Consider the following 15,225-nt stretch of genomic DNA (forward strand, 5'->3'; position numbering starts at 1 on the left):
TTCAGAGCGAGGGACACCGCAGGCGCGCCATCCGGTCACAATCACGCCACCCCGGCGCGGTACCGGCCAGGCGAGCGCGGCGTGTACAACCTCGAACTCAGACTGAGGTAATGTAAACCTCGTTGATCGGGACTCACGGCTGGAATTCAGGCCGGTCCCACTGCGGCTGTAGCTCAATGGTAGAGCGCTAGCTTCCCAAGCTTGATACGCGGGTTCGATTCCCGTCAGCCGCTCCAAATGCCCCCACAGCATCCCGGGCTCCTATTAGGTTGCTACCTGTATCGTCGGAAGTCAGGAACCTCTTCGGTTCCGCTACAGGAGCAATCATGGCTGACAAATCCCCCCGTCAAGCAGCATCCAAGAAATCCGGCAAATCCATTAAGGAAAAGCGCGCTGACAAGAGGGCCGCTTCAGCGCCGGCCAGCTCCCTCGATAAAGTGACCGCCGCAAAGACGGCGAGCCCCAAAAAGAAGTGACCCGTTCACCGAATTACCTCACGCTCGGCATCCTCGCCGGCACACGCAAACCGGACGAGCGGCGCCTCCCGATCCACCCCCTGCACCTGGACCGCATCGCGCCGGAGATCCGGGACCGGTTGATCCTCGAGGAAGGCTACGGCGAGCGCTTCGGCCGGTCCGACGCCGAGCTCGCACCCCTCGTGGGGCGCATCGCGCCGCGACAGCAACTGCTGGCGGAAGCCGACGTCGTCCTCCTGCCCAAGCCGCAGCCCGAGGACCTGGCCGAACTCCGGGACGGGCAGGTCCTTTGGGGCTGGCCGCACTGCGTCCAGGACCGGGCCATCACCCAGCTGGCAATCGACAAGAAACTCACGCTGATCGCCTTCGAGGCCATGAACCACTGGGCCAGCGACGGCGGCTTCGGCCTGCATGTCTTCCACAAGAACAACGAGCTCGCCGGCTACTGTTCCGTGCTGCATGCCCTGGCGCTGACCGGTTCCACCGGAGACTACGGCCGCCGGCTGAGCGCCGTCGTGATCGGCTTCGGGGCCACCGCCCGCGGCGCCGTGACGGCGCTGAATGCCCACGGTGTCCATGACGTGCAGGTGCTGACCAACCGCGGTGTTGCCGCTGTTGGCTCTCCCATCCACTCGGTACGCATCGCGCAGTTCGACCATGACAGCGAGGCGCCGTTCCTGAGCGAGGTCATCACCGAGCGCGGGCGCGTGCCGCTGGCGCCGTTCCTGGCCGCGAGCGACATCGTGGTCAACTGCACGCTGCAGGACCCCAACGCGCCGCTGACCTACCTGCGCACCGGGGACCTGGCCGCCTTCCGGCCCGGCAGCCTGATCGTGGACGTCTCCTGCGACGAGGGCATGGGCTTCAGCTGGGCGAAAACCACCACCTTCGCCGAGCCGATGTTCAAAGTGGGCGACCACATCGACTACTACGCCGTGGACCACAGCCCGTCCTATCTGTGGAATTCCGCCAGCTGGGAAATCAGCGAGGCGCTGCTGCCGTTCCTCGAGACCGTGGTGTCCGGCCCCGAAGCCTGGGCGGGAAACGAGACCATCCGCCGCGCGATCGAAATCCGCGAGGGCGTGGTCCTGAACCCGGATGTGCTGCAGTTCCAGCAGCGGGAGGCCGAGTTCCCGCACCACCCCTTGGAGCTCTAGGGGTTTCCGCGACGAATTAGGACAGCCGCTGCGTGGATCCACGCAGCGGCTGTCCTAATTCGGTGCGGAAATCGGTCGGGACGATCCGCAGCAGCCGGCGCCGGTCCTTCAGGTCCACTTTGAGCATGAGCTGCCCGCGCCGGGCGAGGACGACGGCGACGGTCGCGGCAGCCAGCACCGGGACGCCGCCGGAGACGAGGACGGCGGTGTGCGGGTCCGCGTGCTCGGCCAGCCAGCCCATCATCGGGCCGCCGATCGACTGGCCGCCGATCAGCACCATGATGTACAGGCTCATGACCCGCCCGCGGATCGCCAGGTTGGCGCTGACCTGGACCAGCTGGTTCGCGGCGGTCAGGAACATCAGGCACCAGAATCCGGCCAGCACCATGGCCGCGCCGAACCAGGCCATGGACGGTGCCAGGGAAGCCAGGCACAGCATGAGCCCGTACATCCCGGCGCCCAGCACCACGGAGCGCAGCCGCAGGGCGCGCCGCCGGGCCGACGTGATGGCGCCGGCCAGGGCGCCGAGGGCCACGAGCGTGTTGAGCAGCCCGTAGCCGCCGGCACCGGCGTCGTACACGTGGTCCGCGAACGCGGCCAGCAGCACCGGCAGGCTCATCGCGAACACCGCGATGAACCCGGCCATCAGCCAGGGCCAGTAGATGGTGGGCTTGCTGAGCGCATAGTCCAGCCCTTCCCGCAGCATGCCCGGGCGCTTGGCGGCCGGGGTGCTGACATGCAGCTGGTCCTTGCGCAGGCTCAGGAGCATGGCCACCGTGAAGCAGCAGGCCACCGCATTGGCGGCAAAGGCCCAGCCGGCCCCCACGGCGGTCAGCAGGATCCCGGCGATCGCAGGACCGATCAGGCCGCCCAGCTGGAAGATCGTGGAATTCACGCTGATCGCGTTTCGCAGATAGCCGGGGCCCACGAGCTCGTTGACGAACACCTGGCGGGCCGGCTGGTCCAGCACGGTCACGAGGCCCAGAACCAGCGCGATCGCGTAGACGTGCCCCACCTCGATCCGCTGGCTGAGCGCCAGGACGGCAAGGACCGCGGCCAACGCGGCTGCCACCGACTGGCACAGCATGAGGATCTTCCGCTTCGCGAAGCGGTCCGCCATCATGCCGGCCCACGGGCCGAGGAACAGGGACGGCAGGAACTGCAGGGCCACGGTGATGCCGACGGCGGTGACGGAACCGGAGAGCTGGAGCACCAGCCAGTCCTGGGCGATCCGCTGCATCCAGAGCGCGATGACGGCGACGAAGTGCCCGATCGCGAAGATGCGGAAGTTGCGGACCTTGAGCGAAATGAAAGTGTGGCGCCAAGGCAGAGGCTGGCTGACGACGGCGAGTGGTTGGGTGATGGTGTCCGGCAGGGAAGCTGCGTTCGCCTCTAGCGGCGGAGGGGGTGCCACGGAAAAGTCCTCAAAAGAGCGGGTGAGTGGAATGGACTTAACGCTAGGCTGGCCCCAAGAGATTATGGAAGCCTATTCCACGCATAACTCGCATTACAAAACGCAATGCAGGGTATGCGGCACCCGATCCGGAGACCGCCATGTTCGAACCCGCCCAGCTCCGCTCGTTCCTGGCCGTGGCCGAAACCTTGAGTTTCACCAAGGCCGCCGAGCGCCTCGGCCTGGCCCAACCCACCGTCAGCCAGCACGTCCGCAAGCTGGAGACCGCCGCCAAGCGGGTGCTGATTGCCCGGGATACCCGGGATGTACGCCTGACCGACAACGGCGATGCCATGGCCGGCTTCGCCCGCAGCATCCTCGCCGCGCACGACTCCGCCGCCCGCTATTTCTCCGGCTCCGCCATGCGCGGCCGCCTGCGCTTCGGCACGGCCGATGATCTCGCCATCACCGGGCTGCCACGCATCCTCCGGGAGTTCCGGCAGATCTATCCCCAGATCAACCTCGAGCTGACGGTCGGGCAAAGCGACCAGCTCTACAAGCGCCTGAACGCCGGGCAACTGGATCTGGTCTTTGTGAAATGGGTGGCCGGGGCCAAGGACGGAACCGTGGTCCAGCAGGACGCCTTCGCCTGGGTCGGCCTGGAGCAGACCGTGCTGGAACCGGCTGATCCTGTCCCGCTGATCGCCTACCCCTCCCCCAGCCTGAGCCGGAAGCTTGCGATCGACGCCCTGGAGGCCACCGGGCGCACCTGGCGGATCACCTGCACCACGCGCCAGATCAGCGGCGTACTGGCCGCCGTCCGGGCCGGCATCGGTGTGGCGGTAATGCCTTCCTCCCTGGTGCCGGAGGATCTGAAAATCATCACCCGCCGCTTCGATCTGCCGCCGGTGGGCGACGTCGATTTCACGCTCATCCGCAATCCGCTGGCCAATACCGAGGTGATCGATGCCCTGACGCAGGCGATCGTGGGCCGGACCCTGAAGCGACCGGCCTGACGAGCGGGCGGTTCCGCAGCCAGCGCTGATCCTGACACGGTACCTACGGGGCGGACTACCCGGACCCGAGCAGTACTTACTTGACCATTGAACCGTGCACGTACTTCATCTATCCTGACACTACTTAAGATCCACCGTTAGAGGTCAAGCAGTGGCCCACGACAACGATTCGAAAAACGAACGCTGTCCGTCGCTGGCGCCCTGTGGCTGGCGTCGGAGCGTTCGGGATAGGCCGCCATTGATGCCAGCCATTAATCACCCCCGATTGCCCGCCCCCGCCGCCCACGCGACAAAGTCCGCCCGTCAGGTAACCGCGCCGGCCCACCCCGCAGCGGCCATGCACCACTCGACCGCCGGAATGCAGCACTCAGCCGCGGCCCAGCACGCGGCCACCCCGGGCCAACGGGGAATCCGCCCGGCTACCCTCGCAGAGTCCGATTATGTGGCCAGCCCGTACTGCGAACGCTGCGGCACGGACGAGTTCATTTACCTGGAGACCTTCGTCCCGGCCACGCACCGGAGGGACGGCTCGGTCAGCAAGCTCGGCGAGGTCACCTACTTCTGCTCGGGCTGCGACGATTTCTCCGCCCACGCGGTCCCCGCTTCCTGGGTCCCGCCGGGCTGGTACTTCGGCTAGCCCCGGCTCTGCTTAGCGCCTTCGCCGTTAAACGCCGCCGCCGTGCCGCACCTTATGGTGCCTGCACAGCGGCGGTGTTTTTTGGGTTTCAGGGTTCTAGCACGCCCGAGCCGGGGTTTTAGCAGCCCCGGGCTAGATCAGGGCGTCCGAGATGTGGTTGGGCGTGCCGAAACGGTGCGCCGTGATGCTGATGGCCTGCTCGTGCAGGAACGGCAGCAGTTCCACGCGTCCGGCTTCCGTGACGGGGTGGACATACACCGCCAGGTCCGGGCGTCCGCCCGTGGCCTCGGCCAGCGCCTTGGCGTCCCCGCCAATCAGCCGGATCCGGGCGCCGGAGAGCTTGCCCGCCGCGGCGAGGGTGCCGGCGGAAGCGAGCCATTCGGCGTCGTTCTCAACAGTCGCGGCGATGCCAAGCCCGGACAGGACGGCGCGCAGCTGGGCGGGCAGTTCGACGGCGGTGGAGACCGTCAGGACGGACCCGGCCAAAACGCCGGCGGCGACGGTCCGGACGAGGCCGGCAAGCGGCTCGCCATCCGCGAGGCGGACCGTGACGGGCAGAGCACGGTAGCGGAAGACGTTGCGTTCCGCACTCAGGCCGGAGACGTCCTTCGCGGTGCCGAACTCTTCGGCCCAGGCGCGGGCGTCGGAGGCGAGCGCGCGCTGCAGCGGCGCGAGTTCGTCGGCGGTCAGGAAGCCCTTGGCGGCGTCCTCGATCCTGCGGACGCCGGCGTGGGCGGGAGCAGCGCCCGGGGTGCCGGCGGCGGTGCTGGGCTTGCTGACCCATTCGCCGAGGCCGACGAGGTAGTTCGGGCCGCCGGCCTTGGTGCCGGCGCCGACGGCGGATTTCTTCCAGCCGCCGAAGGGCTGGCGCTGGACAATCGCGCCGGTGATGCCGCGGTTGACGTAGAGGTTGCCGGCCTGGATGGTGTCCAGCCAGATCCCCAGTTCCTCGCTGTTCAGCGAGTGCAGGCCCGCGGTGAGGCCGTATTCGATCTGGTTCTGGATCGCGATGGCCTCCTCGAGGGTCTCGGCGGTCATAACGCCCAGGACCGGGCCGAAGAACTCGGTGAGGTGGAAGTAGGATCCGCGGCGGACACCGGAGCGCACGCCGGGGCTCCAGAGTTTGCCCGTATCATCGAGCTTCCGCGGCTCGACGGCCCAGGTCTCGCCCTCGCCGAGGGTGGTGAGGGCGTTCAGGAGCTTGCCGTTGGCGGGCTCGATGATCGGGCCCATCTGGCTCGCCGGGTCCTGCGGGTAGCCGACCTTCAGCGAGGTGACGGCGTCGATCAGCTGGTTGTGGAAGCGCTTCGACTTCGCCACGGAGCCGACGAGGATCACCAGCGAGGCGGCGGAGCACTTCTGGCCGGCGTGGCCGAACGCGGAGTACGCGACGTCCTTGGCCGCGAGGTCCAGGTCCGCGCTCGGGGTGACGATGATGGCGTTCTTGCCGCTGGTCTCGGCCAGCAGGGGCAGGTCCTTGCGGAACGAGCGGAACAGCTCGGCGGTCTCGTAGCCGCCGGTCAGGATGACGCGGTCCACGGCCGGGTGGGAAATGAGCTGCTGGCCCAGTTCCCGCTCGCCCAACTGGACCATGGTGAGCACGTCGCGCGGAACGCCGGCCTCCCAGAGGGCCTCGATCATGACGGCGCCGCTGCGGCGGGCCTGCTTGGCGGGCTTGACCACGACGGCGGAGCCGGCGGCGAGGGCCGCAAGGGTGGAGCCGGCCGGGATGGCGACCGGGAAGTTCCACGGCGGCGTCACAACGGTGAGCTTGGCCGGGACGAAGGTGGCGCCGTCGACGTCGTCGAGCTTGCGGGCGGACTCGGCGTAGTAGTGCGCGAAGTCGACCGCCTCGCTGATCTCCGGATCGCCCTGGTCGATCGTCTTGCCGGTCTCGGAGGCCATGACCTCAAGAAGGTCCGCGCGGCGGGCCTCGAGGACGTCGCCGGCGCGGTGCAGGATTTCGGCGCGCTCGGCGCCGGAGAGCGCACCCCAGGCCTCGCCCTTCTCGACGGCGGTATCGATCACGGCATTCAGGGTCGCGGCATCGTTGATCGTGGCGGCCTCGACGGAGGAGTTGCCCAGTGTCGACGTCGTGACGCGGCCCAGGATGGCGCGGCCCCAGTCGCGGTTCGCGGGCAGCGACGGATCTGTGTCGGCAGTGTTCTCGAACGAGTCGTGCGGCAGCGGCGCGGCCGGAAGGGCGCGGTTCTGCAGCCGGTTCGGGCCCGGGACCTCGTCGTCGAGCTTGGCCAGCGAGGCGAGGAAGCGCTGCTTCTCGCGCTCAAACAACGTTTCGTTTTCGCTGAGTTCGAACACGGCGGACATGAAGTTGTCCTGGCTGGCGCCCTCTTCGAGGCGGCGGATCAGGTAGGCGATCGCGACGTCGAACTCGGCAGGGTGGACCACGGGAGTGTAGAGCAGGAGGGAGCCGACGTCCTTCTTGACGGCTTCGGCCTGGCCCTGGGCCATGCCGAGCAGCATCTCGAATTCGATACTCTGCGGTGCGGTATCCGCGATGCCGCGCTGCTTGGCCAGGAGCCAGGCGAAGGCGATGTCGAAGAGGTTGTGGCCGGCGACGCCGATCCGGATGTTGCGGATCCGGTCCGGGTGCAGCGAGTAGTTGATGACCCGCTTGTAGTTGGTGTCCGAGTCCTGCTTGGTGCCCCAGGTGGCGAGCGGCCAGTCATGCAGGGAGGCCTCGACCTGCTCCATCGGCAGGTTGGCGCCCTTGACGACGCGGACCTTGATGGCGGCACCGCCGTCGGCGCGGCGGGCGGCGGCCCAGTCCTGCAGGCGGATCATGGCGGACAGGGCATCCGGGAGGTAGGCCTGGAGCACGATGCCGGCCTCCAGGTTCTTGAACTCGGGCTTGTCCAGGATCCGGGTGAAGACCGCGATGGTCATGTCCAGGTCCTTGTATTCCTCCATGTCCAGGTTGATGAACTTGGCCTTCTGGCCAGTGGACGCATAGGAGGCGGCGCGGGCGAAGAGCGGAGTGAGCTTCTCTACGACATGCTCCACGGCCTCGTCGAAGGCCCAGGCGGAGTGCGGGGCCACCGTGGAGGAGACCTTGATCGAGACGTAGTCGACGTCGGGCCGGGACAGCAGGGTGTGCGTGCCCTCGAGCCGGCGGGAGGCCTCGTGTTCGCCGAGCACGGCCTCGCCGAGGAGGTTGACGTTGAGCTTGATGCCGTCTTTGCGGATCTTGGCGATGGCTGGGCCGAGCTTGGCGTCGGTGGCGTCGACAATGAGGTGGCCGACCATTTCACGCAGCACCCGGCGGGCAACCGGGATGACCACCTGGGGCAGGACCGGGGCCATGGTGCCGCCGAGGCGGACCGCGCTGCGCATGTACCAGGGCAGGAAGGCCGGGACCTTGGGGGCCAGGGCGGCGAGGTTGCGGGCGGCGACCTGCAGGTCTTCGGGACGGACGACGCCGTCGACGAACCCGACGGTGAAGTCCAGGCCGTTGGGGTCCTTCAGGACCCCGGCGAGCTGCTCGGCCGAGGCGTCGACGGGCACCTTTGCAGCCTCGGTGAGCCAGCGGCGCACCAGCGCGATGGTGTCCTCGGCGAGGGCTGCGGCCTCAAGGACCGTCGAGCCTTCCGAAACGGCGGCGTGCGTGGCGTCGTTGCCTGCGGCGTTTCCGGTGGTGGCGCCGGGCTCCGTGGAGATGTTGGTCATGGCTGAAACACGTTCTTTCTCAAAATGTGGACCTCTTACGAAACAGTATGCAACCGGATTTTCATAAGATAAAGCGAAGTTTTCTGAGCAATACCGGTTAGAAAAACCGACGCTTCCGGTTCCCGCCCGAACGTTCGGGAACCACCCCCGGACCCTTAAACGCCCGTTGCGCTATCACTTCTGGGTCTTAAACCCTGGGAAGACCCGGGAATGGGAGCCGGAAGTGATAGCGCAACGGGGGTGGGGTGGCTAGGTCAGGGGGCGGTGCATCTCCACGATCTCCTCGTGCCGCGGGCTGTCAGGGTTCATCAGCGAGTGCCTGCGGCCGTACGTGAAGTAGATGATCAGGCCGACGATGAGCCAGACGACGAACCGCAGCCAGGTCTCCCAGTGCAGCTGGAACATCAGGAAGAGCGAGGCAAACACGCCGAACGCCGGAACCACGGGCATCAGCGGCAGCCGGAACGTCCGCGGGGCGTCGGGCTTCTTGTAGCGGAACACGATCACCGACACACAGACGACGACGAACGCGGCCAGGATGCCGATGTTGGTCAGGTCCGCGACGGCCTTGATCGGGAGGATGCCGGCCAGGATTGCGGCCCCGACGCCGGCGATCCAGGTCACGCGCTGGGGCGTGCCGTTCCGGTCCGTCTTCGAGAACCAGCCGGGCAGCAGGCCGTCGCGGCTCATCGAGAACCAGACACGGGTGACGCCGAGGAGGAAGGTCAGCATCACGGTGAGGATGGACAGAACGGCGAACACGGAGATGATCGTCGCGATCACCGGAAGGCCAACGCTGTTGAAGGCGGAGGCGAAGCCGGCCTTGGGGTCGATCTCCGTGAAGTTCTGCATGCCGGTGAGCACCAGGGTGGCGGCGGCATAGAGCAGCATGGCGATGACCAGCGAGAGGATGATCGCCTTGGGCATGTGCTTCTTGCCGTCGGTGGCCTCCTCCGCCGCGGTACTCATGGCGTCGTAGCCGAACACCGCGAAGAACACCGTAGCGGAGCCGGCCACCACTGGACCAAAACCGCTGGGGAAGAACGGGTTGTAGTTGTTGGTGTTCACGTAGAAAATGCCCAAGCCGATGATGAACAGGATCAGCAGCACCTTGATGCCGACGGCGATCAGTTCGAAGCGGCCGAAGGTCTTGGTGCCGCGGGAGAGGATCCAGGTCACGAGCAGGCAGACGAGGATCGCGGGAAGGTTGATGATGCCGCCGGTGCCTTCATCCGGCGTCGCGGTCATCCAGGCGGGCATATGGATGCCGATACCGGAGAGGAACGCGTCGAAATAGCCGGAAATACCGATGGCCACCACGGCGACGATGGCGATGTACTCCAGCAGCAGGTCCCACCCGATGAACCAGCCGATGATCTCGCCGAGGGCAACGTAGCCGTAGGTGTAGGCCGAGCCCGCCCGCGGGATCATTCCTGCGAACTCCGCGTAGGACAGCGCTGCGGCGGCGGATGCCAGACCGGCGATCAGGAAGGAGATGAGCACGGCCGGTCCGACTCCGGGCTCGGACTCGCTGCCGTGGGCCACAAGGCCCGCCAGGGAGAAGATGCCGACGCCGATAATGCCGCCGACGCCGATGGCCGTCAACTGCCAGAGCCCCAGGCTCCTGTGCAGACCGCTGTGTTTGTTTTCTTCCTCGATGTCGTCGATGGGCTTGCGCCGCATGATCGACTGTGACAAATCCCGTGTAGCCATGAGGGCCTCCTGCTTAGGTGCGGTGCCCATCACTCCACCCTGTGATGGGGCTTATCGAGTGAGAACAGTATGCAAGCCCGGTTGCATTAGATAAAGTGAATTCTCTTAATGAATAACCGTCAGGATTCACAAAGGAATAGAGATGCTCGACGTCCGGCGTTTGCGACTGTTGCGCGAACTGAAGATTCGGGGCACTTTGGCCGAAGTGGCCGAAGCGCTTCAGTACAGCCCGTCGTCAGTCTCGCAACAACTGGCCCTCCTTGAGAAGGAGGCCGGGGTGGAGCTCCTCCGCAAGACCGGGCGCCGGGTGCAGCTGACCCCGCAGGCCGAAGTCCTGGTGGCCCACACCTCCCAGCTCCTGGAGACCCTCGAGCAGGCGGAGGCGGACCTGGCCGCGTCGCTGACCACGGTCACCGGCACCGTGCGGATTGCGGTGTTCCAGTCTGCCGCGCTGGCGCTCATGCCGGACACCCTGACCAGAATGACCGCCAGCTACCCGGAAGTCCGGGTCGAAATGACCCAGCGGGAACCGGAGACGGCCCTGCACGAGACGTGGGCCCGCGACTTCGACCTCGTGATCGCCGAGCAGTACCCGGGCCACGCCGCCCCGCACTACGCCGAACTGGACCGCGTGGCCCTGACCCGCGACGCCATCCGGCTCGCCGTTCCGCCCCCCTCGCCGGACCGCGGTCCCATCAGGACGCTGGCCGATACCGCAGGGCTGGCCTGGGTGATGGAACCCCGCGGAGCGGCCTCCCGGCACTGGGCCGAGCAGGCCTGCCGGAGCGCCGGGTTTGAGCCCGACGTCCGCTTTGAAACCGCCGACCTGCAGGCCCAGATCCGGCTGATCGAATCCGGAAATGCGGTGGCCCTGATGCCCGACCTCGTGTGGACCGGCCGCGGCACCAGCGCGCAACTCCTGGACCTGCCCGGGGATCCGCACCGTACGGTGTTCACCTCGGTGCGGCGCTCGAGCGCCAGGCGGCCCGCACTGCTGGCGGCCCGGGAAATCCTGGCGGTGACGGCGGCATCCATCGTGCCGGCGGCGGCCGCGGGCGTCCTCGGTCCGGCCCCCGCGGACCGGCCCGCGTGACGTCCGGCATGTGGAACCGCGCGCGTAACGGCCCGCGGCATGTGCAGTGGGCCACAGCGCGGGCGGTGGCCCCGCGTTAGACTGATGTCGTTATGAATCGCACAATATTCAAATCCAAGATCCACCGCGCGACGGTCACGCACGCGGACCTGCACTATGTCGGATCCGTCACCGTGGACCTGGATCTGCTGGAGGCGGCCGACATCCTGCCCGGGGAGCTCGTGGCGATTGTCGATGTCACCAACGGCGCCCGGCTCGAGACATACACGATTGCCGGCGAGCGCGGTTCCGGCGTGATCGGCATCAACGGCGCCGCCGCCCACCTGATGCATGAGAACGACATCGTCATCCTCATCACCTACGCCCAGATGACCACGGAAGAGGCCAAGGCGTACAACCCCAAGGTGGTCCACGTTGACCAGGACAACAAGATTGTCCAGATCGGCAACGACCCCGCCGAGGGCATGACACCCGGGCTCATGCGTCCGCCGCACTCGCTGAACAACGCCGCGCTCAACTAGCGGCAGCGCGCCGTCGGGCGTAATAGGACAGCCCGCGGAATAAAGCTGATTACTCTGGACGGGTGACCATCACCCGCCGCTCACCCGCCCCGCTGCGGAGAACCGCGTGCTAGGGGTACTGGCAGGATTCTTTGTCGTCTGGGCCATCATCCTGGTCGGCATGTTCGTGGGCCGGCGCAATATCCTGGGCGAGAACGCCCGCCCCGTCCTGAGCGCCCTGACGTTTTTTGTGGCCAGCCCCGCCCTGCTGTTCGAGACCCTCAGCAAGGCGAAACTCCACGACGTCTTTGCCGCGCCGCTGCTCGTGACGGCAGTCGGGGCGGTGACCACGGCGGTCCTGTTCTTTGGCATTGTGCGCTTCGCGCTCAAGCGGTCCCTGCCGGAAGCCCTCATTTCCTCCATGAGCTCGTCGCTGGCCAACTCGGCCAACCTCGGCATTCCCATAGCCGTCTTCGTGCTCGGTGATGCCAGTTATGTGGCACCCCTACTGATCTTCCAGCTGGCTTTCTTCACCCCGTTGTTCCTCATGGCGTTGGACGCCACCACCAGCTCGCACCGCACTACGCCCCTGAGTTTCGTGCTCATGATCCTGCGCAACCCGATGATCGTGGGCACCGGACTCGGGCTCCTCGTGGCCGCAACCGGCTGGACGGTACCGCCGCTGATCCTGGAGCCCATCCACTTGATTGGCGGGGCCGCGATCCCGGCCATGCTGATCGCCTTCGGCATGAGCCTGAACGGTTCCAAGCCGCTGCAGGCGGCCGCCGGACGCCGGCTGGACGCCCTGCTGGCGAGCTTCTTCAAGCTCGTTGTCCACCCGCTGGTGGCCTACCTGTTTGCCCATTTTGTCCTCGGCATGCAGGAACAGGCGCTCTTTGCCGCCGTCGTCACGGCCGCCCTGCCCACCGCCCAAAACGTGTTTGTCGCGGCCAGCCGTTACCGCACCGGCGTAACGGTAGCCCGGGACACCGTGCTGATCACTACGGTGGTAGCTGTGCCCGCCATGATCGGCGTGGCCCTGCTGCTGGCCTGACCTCGCCGGGCAGCCGGGCCCGGCTGAACGGGATCGGCGGACCGGCACCAAACCCGGAGGAGGACCCTTGAAAACAACCCTGGACACTGTGGTCATCGGCGGCGGCGCGATGGGCTCGGCCGCCGCGTGGGCGCTGGCCCGGCGCGGCCGGGAGGTGACCCTGCTGGAGCAGTTCGGTCCCGGCCACCGCAACGGCGCCTCCCACGGCACAACCCGGAACTTCAACCCCGGCTACGCGGATCCGGACTACGTCGCCATGCTGGCAGAGGCGGCCGGGCTGTGGCGCGAGCTCGAAGCGGACGCCGGCGAGCGGCTGCTGGCGCGCACCGGCGTCGTAAACCACGGCCCCGATCCGCGGTTGCCCGAGATCCGGAACGCGCTGCTTGCCGCCGGGCTCCGGGCGGAGTTCCTCTCCGCCGGGGAAGCCTCCGGGCGCTGGCGGGGCATCCGTTTCGATACGCGCGTGCTGCACATGGCGGATGGCGGCCAGTTGAACCCGGACGCCGCACTGCCGGCGCTGCAGCGGCTCGCCGCCGGGCTCGGCGCCGAGATCCGCCATCATGTGAAGGTCCTCGAGTTGAATGTCCTCGACGACGGCGTCCGGCTCACGCTCGAGGCCGGCGGCCGCAGCGAGGTGCTCACCGCAAGGCAGGCAGTGGTCACCGCCGGCGGCTGGACCACGAAACTGCTCGCCGGGGTCGCGCCCCTGCCCCGGCTGACGGTCACGCAGGAACAACCCGCACACTTCGCCATCACCGATGAGGGCGCCCAGTGGCCGGGGTTCAACCACATGCCCGGCCACGGGGACGCGTACGCGTACTGGCGTTCGCCGGTCTACGGCATGCAAACACCGGGCGAGGGGATCAAGGCCGGATGGCACGGGGTGGGCCCGGTGGTGGACCCGGACCGGCGGAGCTTCGCGCCGGAGCCCGAGCAGCGGGCGGCCCTGCAGCGCTACGCCCGGGACTGGCTGCCCGGGGTCGACGCCGACTCCCTCACCGACATCAGCTGCACCTACACGACCACCGTTGATGAAAACTTTGTCCTGGACCGGATCGGGCCGGTTGTCATCGGCGCCGGCTTCTCCGGGCACGGCTTCAAGTTCACGCCGGTCGTGGGCAGGATCCTGGCCGACCTCGCGACCGGCGACGGCGGAGCGCCGGCTGTCTTCTCGGCCTCCCGCCCCGGGGTCCGCTGACGCCGTCGGGGAGCCAACGCGGGGTCACATAGCGCCCATGGTGGGGCCCGGCATGGGCGTGATGTGACCCCGCGTTGCTGTGTGGACCGGTAGGCTGGGGCCGGTCTTATGCGCCCGGATACCCGGCGCGCCAGCATGAGGTGGGGGAAAATTGCTCAGCACGCGATCAGGCAGCATCCAGTCCAACGACATCCAGTCCAGCGGCGCCCAAGGTATGAGCGCCCGCAGCCCAAGGATCGGTGCGGTCGACTGGATCGTGCGTGGGGTGGCGGGCCTGCTACTGGTGGCGACGTCAGCGTGCTCCGGCCCGGGTACTGTTCCCCCGGCCGCCGGCAACGGCATCCTCCCCGTCGTCACGGCTACCCCCGCCGCTGCGTCAGCCGGCACGGACAGCGCTCCGCTGGATCCGGACGCCACCCCCGGTGTCGAAGTTCCCGGCGCCGAAGTTCCCAGTGCCGAAGTTTCAGGCATCGAAGTTGCCGGCGCCGATGTTGCGGCCGCCGCGCCCCGGCAGCCGGCCTTGGCGGGCAAGGCCCTCGCGGTACTGGCCACGCTGCCCGTCAAGGGCCGCGCCCCCAAGACGGGCTATTCCCGCGACCAGTTCGGCCCGGCCTGGTCCGACGTTGATCACAATGGTTGCGATACCCGCAACGACGTGCTCCGCCGCGACCTTACTTCTGTCGCGCTCCGGCCCGGGACGCGGGACTGCGTGGTGCTCTCCGGCGTCCTGGCCGACCCCTACACGGCCGTCGCCATCCACTTCCTGCGCGGCAATGCCACCAGCACCGCCGTCCAGATCGACCACGTCGTGGCCCTCAGCGACGCCTGGCAGAAGGGCGCGCAGCAGCTCAGCCCGGCACGGCGGCTGGCCTTCGCCAACGATCCCCTGAACCTGCTGGCGGTGGACGGCCCGGCCAACCAGAGCAAGAGCGACGGCGACGCCGCCACCTGGCTGCCGCCGAACAAGTCCTACCGCTGCAACTACGTCGCCCGCCAGATTTCGGTGAAATCCAGCTATGGGCTCTGGGTGACCCAGGCCGAGCACGACGCCATGGCCCGGGTCCTGTCGAACTGCCCGAACGCCCTGGCCCCCGCCACCCAGCCGGCAGCCGCTCCGGCCCAAGCAGCACCCGCGCCAGCACCCGCGCCCGCGCCGGCACCGGCACCGGCGGCCGGCGTGGCGTACGCGAACTGTGCCGCGGTCCGTGCGGCCGGCGCGGCGCCCATCCGCGTCGGCCAGCCGGGGTACAGCCGCAGGCTGGACCGGGACGGGGACGGCGTCGGCTGCGAATAGCGGCGGC

At 67.8% G+C, this 15,225-nt stretch carries 12 protein-coding genes and 1 tRNA gene; 10 read left to right on the forward strand and 3 right to left on the reverse strand.

Going from position 1 to position 15,225, the window contains the following annotated elements; genetic code table 11:
- Positions 1-162 precede the first annotated feature (162 nt).
- The 3 genes from AC1DHX_RS05135 to AC1DHX_RS05145 all read left to right on the forward strand — a co-directional run bounded on the left by AC1DHX_RS05135 (position 163) and on the right by AC1DHX_RS05145 (position 1,633).
- Positions 163-236, forward strand: a tRNA-Gly gene (locus tag AC1DHX_RS05135).
- 90 nt (positions 237-326) lie between these two features.
- A complete protein-coding gene (locus AC1DHX_RS05140) occupies positions 327-476 on the forward strand; it encodes a hypothetical protein (protein WP_018774018.1) in 150 nt (49 codons plus the stop codon).
- The gene (locus tag AC1DHX_RS05145; protein WP_476860364.1) at positions 473-1,633 is read left to right on the forward strand and encodes a N(5)-(carboxyethyl)ornithine synthase; all 1,161 of its coding nucleotides are present in this window, start codon (positions 473-475) and stop codon (positions 1,631-1,633) included. Before AC1DHX_RS05140 ends, AC1DHX_RS05145 begins: the two co-directional genes overlap by 4 nt.
- 16 nt (positions 1,634-1,649) lie before the next feature.
- On the opposite strand, the gene AC1DHX_RS05150 is transcribed toward AC1DHX_RS05145, so the two are convergent.
- Positions 1,650-3,047 (reverse strand): MFS transporter, encoded by a 1,398-nt coding sequence (locus tag AC1DHX_RS05150; protein WP_476860365.1) that lies wholly within the window; start codon positions 3,045-3,047, stop codon positions 1,650-1,652.
- A gap of 140 nt (positions 3,048-3,187) precedes the next feature.
- On the opposite strand from AC1DHX_RS05150, the gene AC1DHX_RS05155 reads away from it, so the two are divergent.
- Both AC1DHX_RS05155 and AC1DHX_RS05160 read left to right on the forward strand, forming a co-directional pair.
- A complete protein-coding gene (locus AC1DHX_RS05155) occupies positions 3,188-4,042 on the forward strand; it encodes a LysR substrate-binding domain-containing protein (protein ID WP_079550633.1) in 855 nt (284 codons plus the stop codon).
- Positions 4,043-4,283: 241 nt separating this feature from the next.
- Positions 4,284-4,679, forward strand: a complete 396-nt coding sequence (locus AC1DHX_RS05160; protein WP_476857301.1) for a hypothetical protein — start codon at positions 4,284-4,286, stop codon at positions 4,677-4,679.
- 132 nt (positions 4,680-4,811) lie between these two features.
- Here AC1DHX_RS05160 and AC1DHX_RS05165 read toward each other — a convergent pair whose 3' ends face one another.
- Positions 4,812-8,366: a proline dehydrogenase family protein gene (locus AC1DHX_RS05165; RefSeq protein WP_476860366.1), complete on the reverse strand. Its 3,555-nt coding sequence runs from the start codon at positions 8,364-8,366 to the stop codon at positions 4,812-4,814.
- A gap of 249 nt (positions 8,367-8,615) precedes the next feature.
- Positions 8,616-10,079, reverse strand: coding sequence for an amino acid permease (locus AC1DHX_RS05170; protein ID WP_476860367.1), 1,464 nt, complete (start codon positions 10,077-10,079; stop codon positions 8,616-8,618).
- A 142-nt stretch (positions 10,080-10,221) separates the two neighbouring features.
- On the opposite strand from AC1DHX_RS05170, the gene AC1DHX_RS05175 reads away from it, so the two are divergent.
- The 5 genes from AC1DHX_RS05175 (at position 10,222) to AC1DHX_RS05195 (ending at position 15,218) form a co-directional block, all read left to right on the forward strand.
- Positions 10,222-11,172 carry a LysR family transcriptional regulator gene (locus AC1DHX_RS05175; protein WP_476850779.1) on the forward strand — a complete coding sequence of 317 codons (951 nt, stop codon included), beginning with the start codon at positions 10,222-10,224 and terminating at the stop codon, positions 11,170-11,172.
- A 92-nt stretch (positions 11,173-11,264) separates the two neighbouring features.
- On the forward strand, positions 11,265-11,693 hold the full coding sequence (panD, locus tag AC1DHX_RS05180; RefSeq protein ID WP_028275366.1) for an aspartate 1-decarboxylase: 429 nt from the start codon (positions 11,265-11,267) through the stop codon (positions 11,691-11,693).
- A 106-nt stretch (positions 11,694-11,799) separates the two neighbouring features.
- Complete coding sequence (locus tag AC1DHX_RS05185) at positions 11,800-12,726, forward strand: AEC family transporter (RefSeq protein ID WP_018774009.1); 927 nt, start codon at positions 11,800-11,802, stop codon at positions 12,724-12,726.
- 67 nt (positions 12,727-12,793) lie between these two features.
- A complete protein-coding gene (locus AC1DHX_RS05190; protein ID WP_476860368.1) occupies positions 12,794-13,924 on the forward strand; it encodes an FAD-dependent oxidoreductase in 1,131 nt (376 codons plus the stop codon).
- 151 nt (positions 13,925-14,075) lie between these two features.
- Positions 14,076-15,218: a GmrSD restriction endonuclease domain-containing protein gene (locus AC1DHX_RS05195; protein ID WP_476860369.1), complete on the forward strand. Its 1,143-nt coding sequence runs from the start codon at positions 14,076-14,078 to the stop codon at positions 15,216-15,218.
- Positions 15,219-15,225 lie beyond the last annotated feature (7 nt).

Source organism: Arthrobacter sp. 05N33_2, from assembly GCF_056397425.1.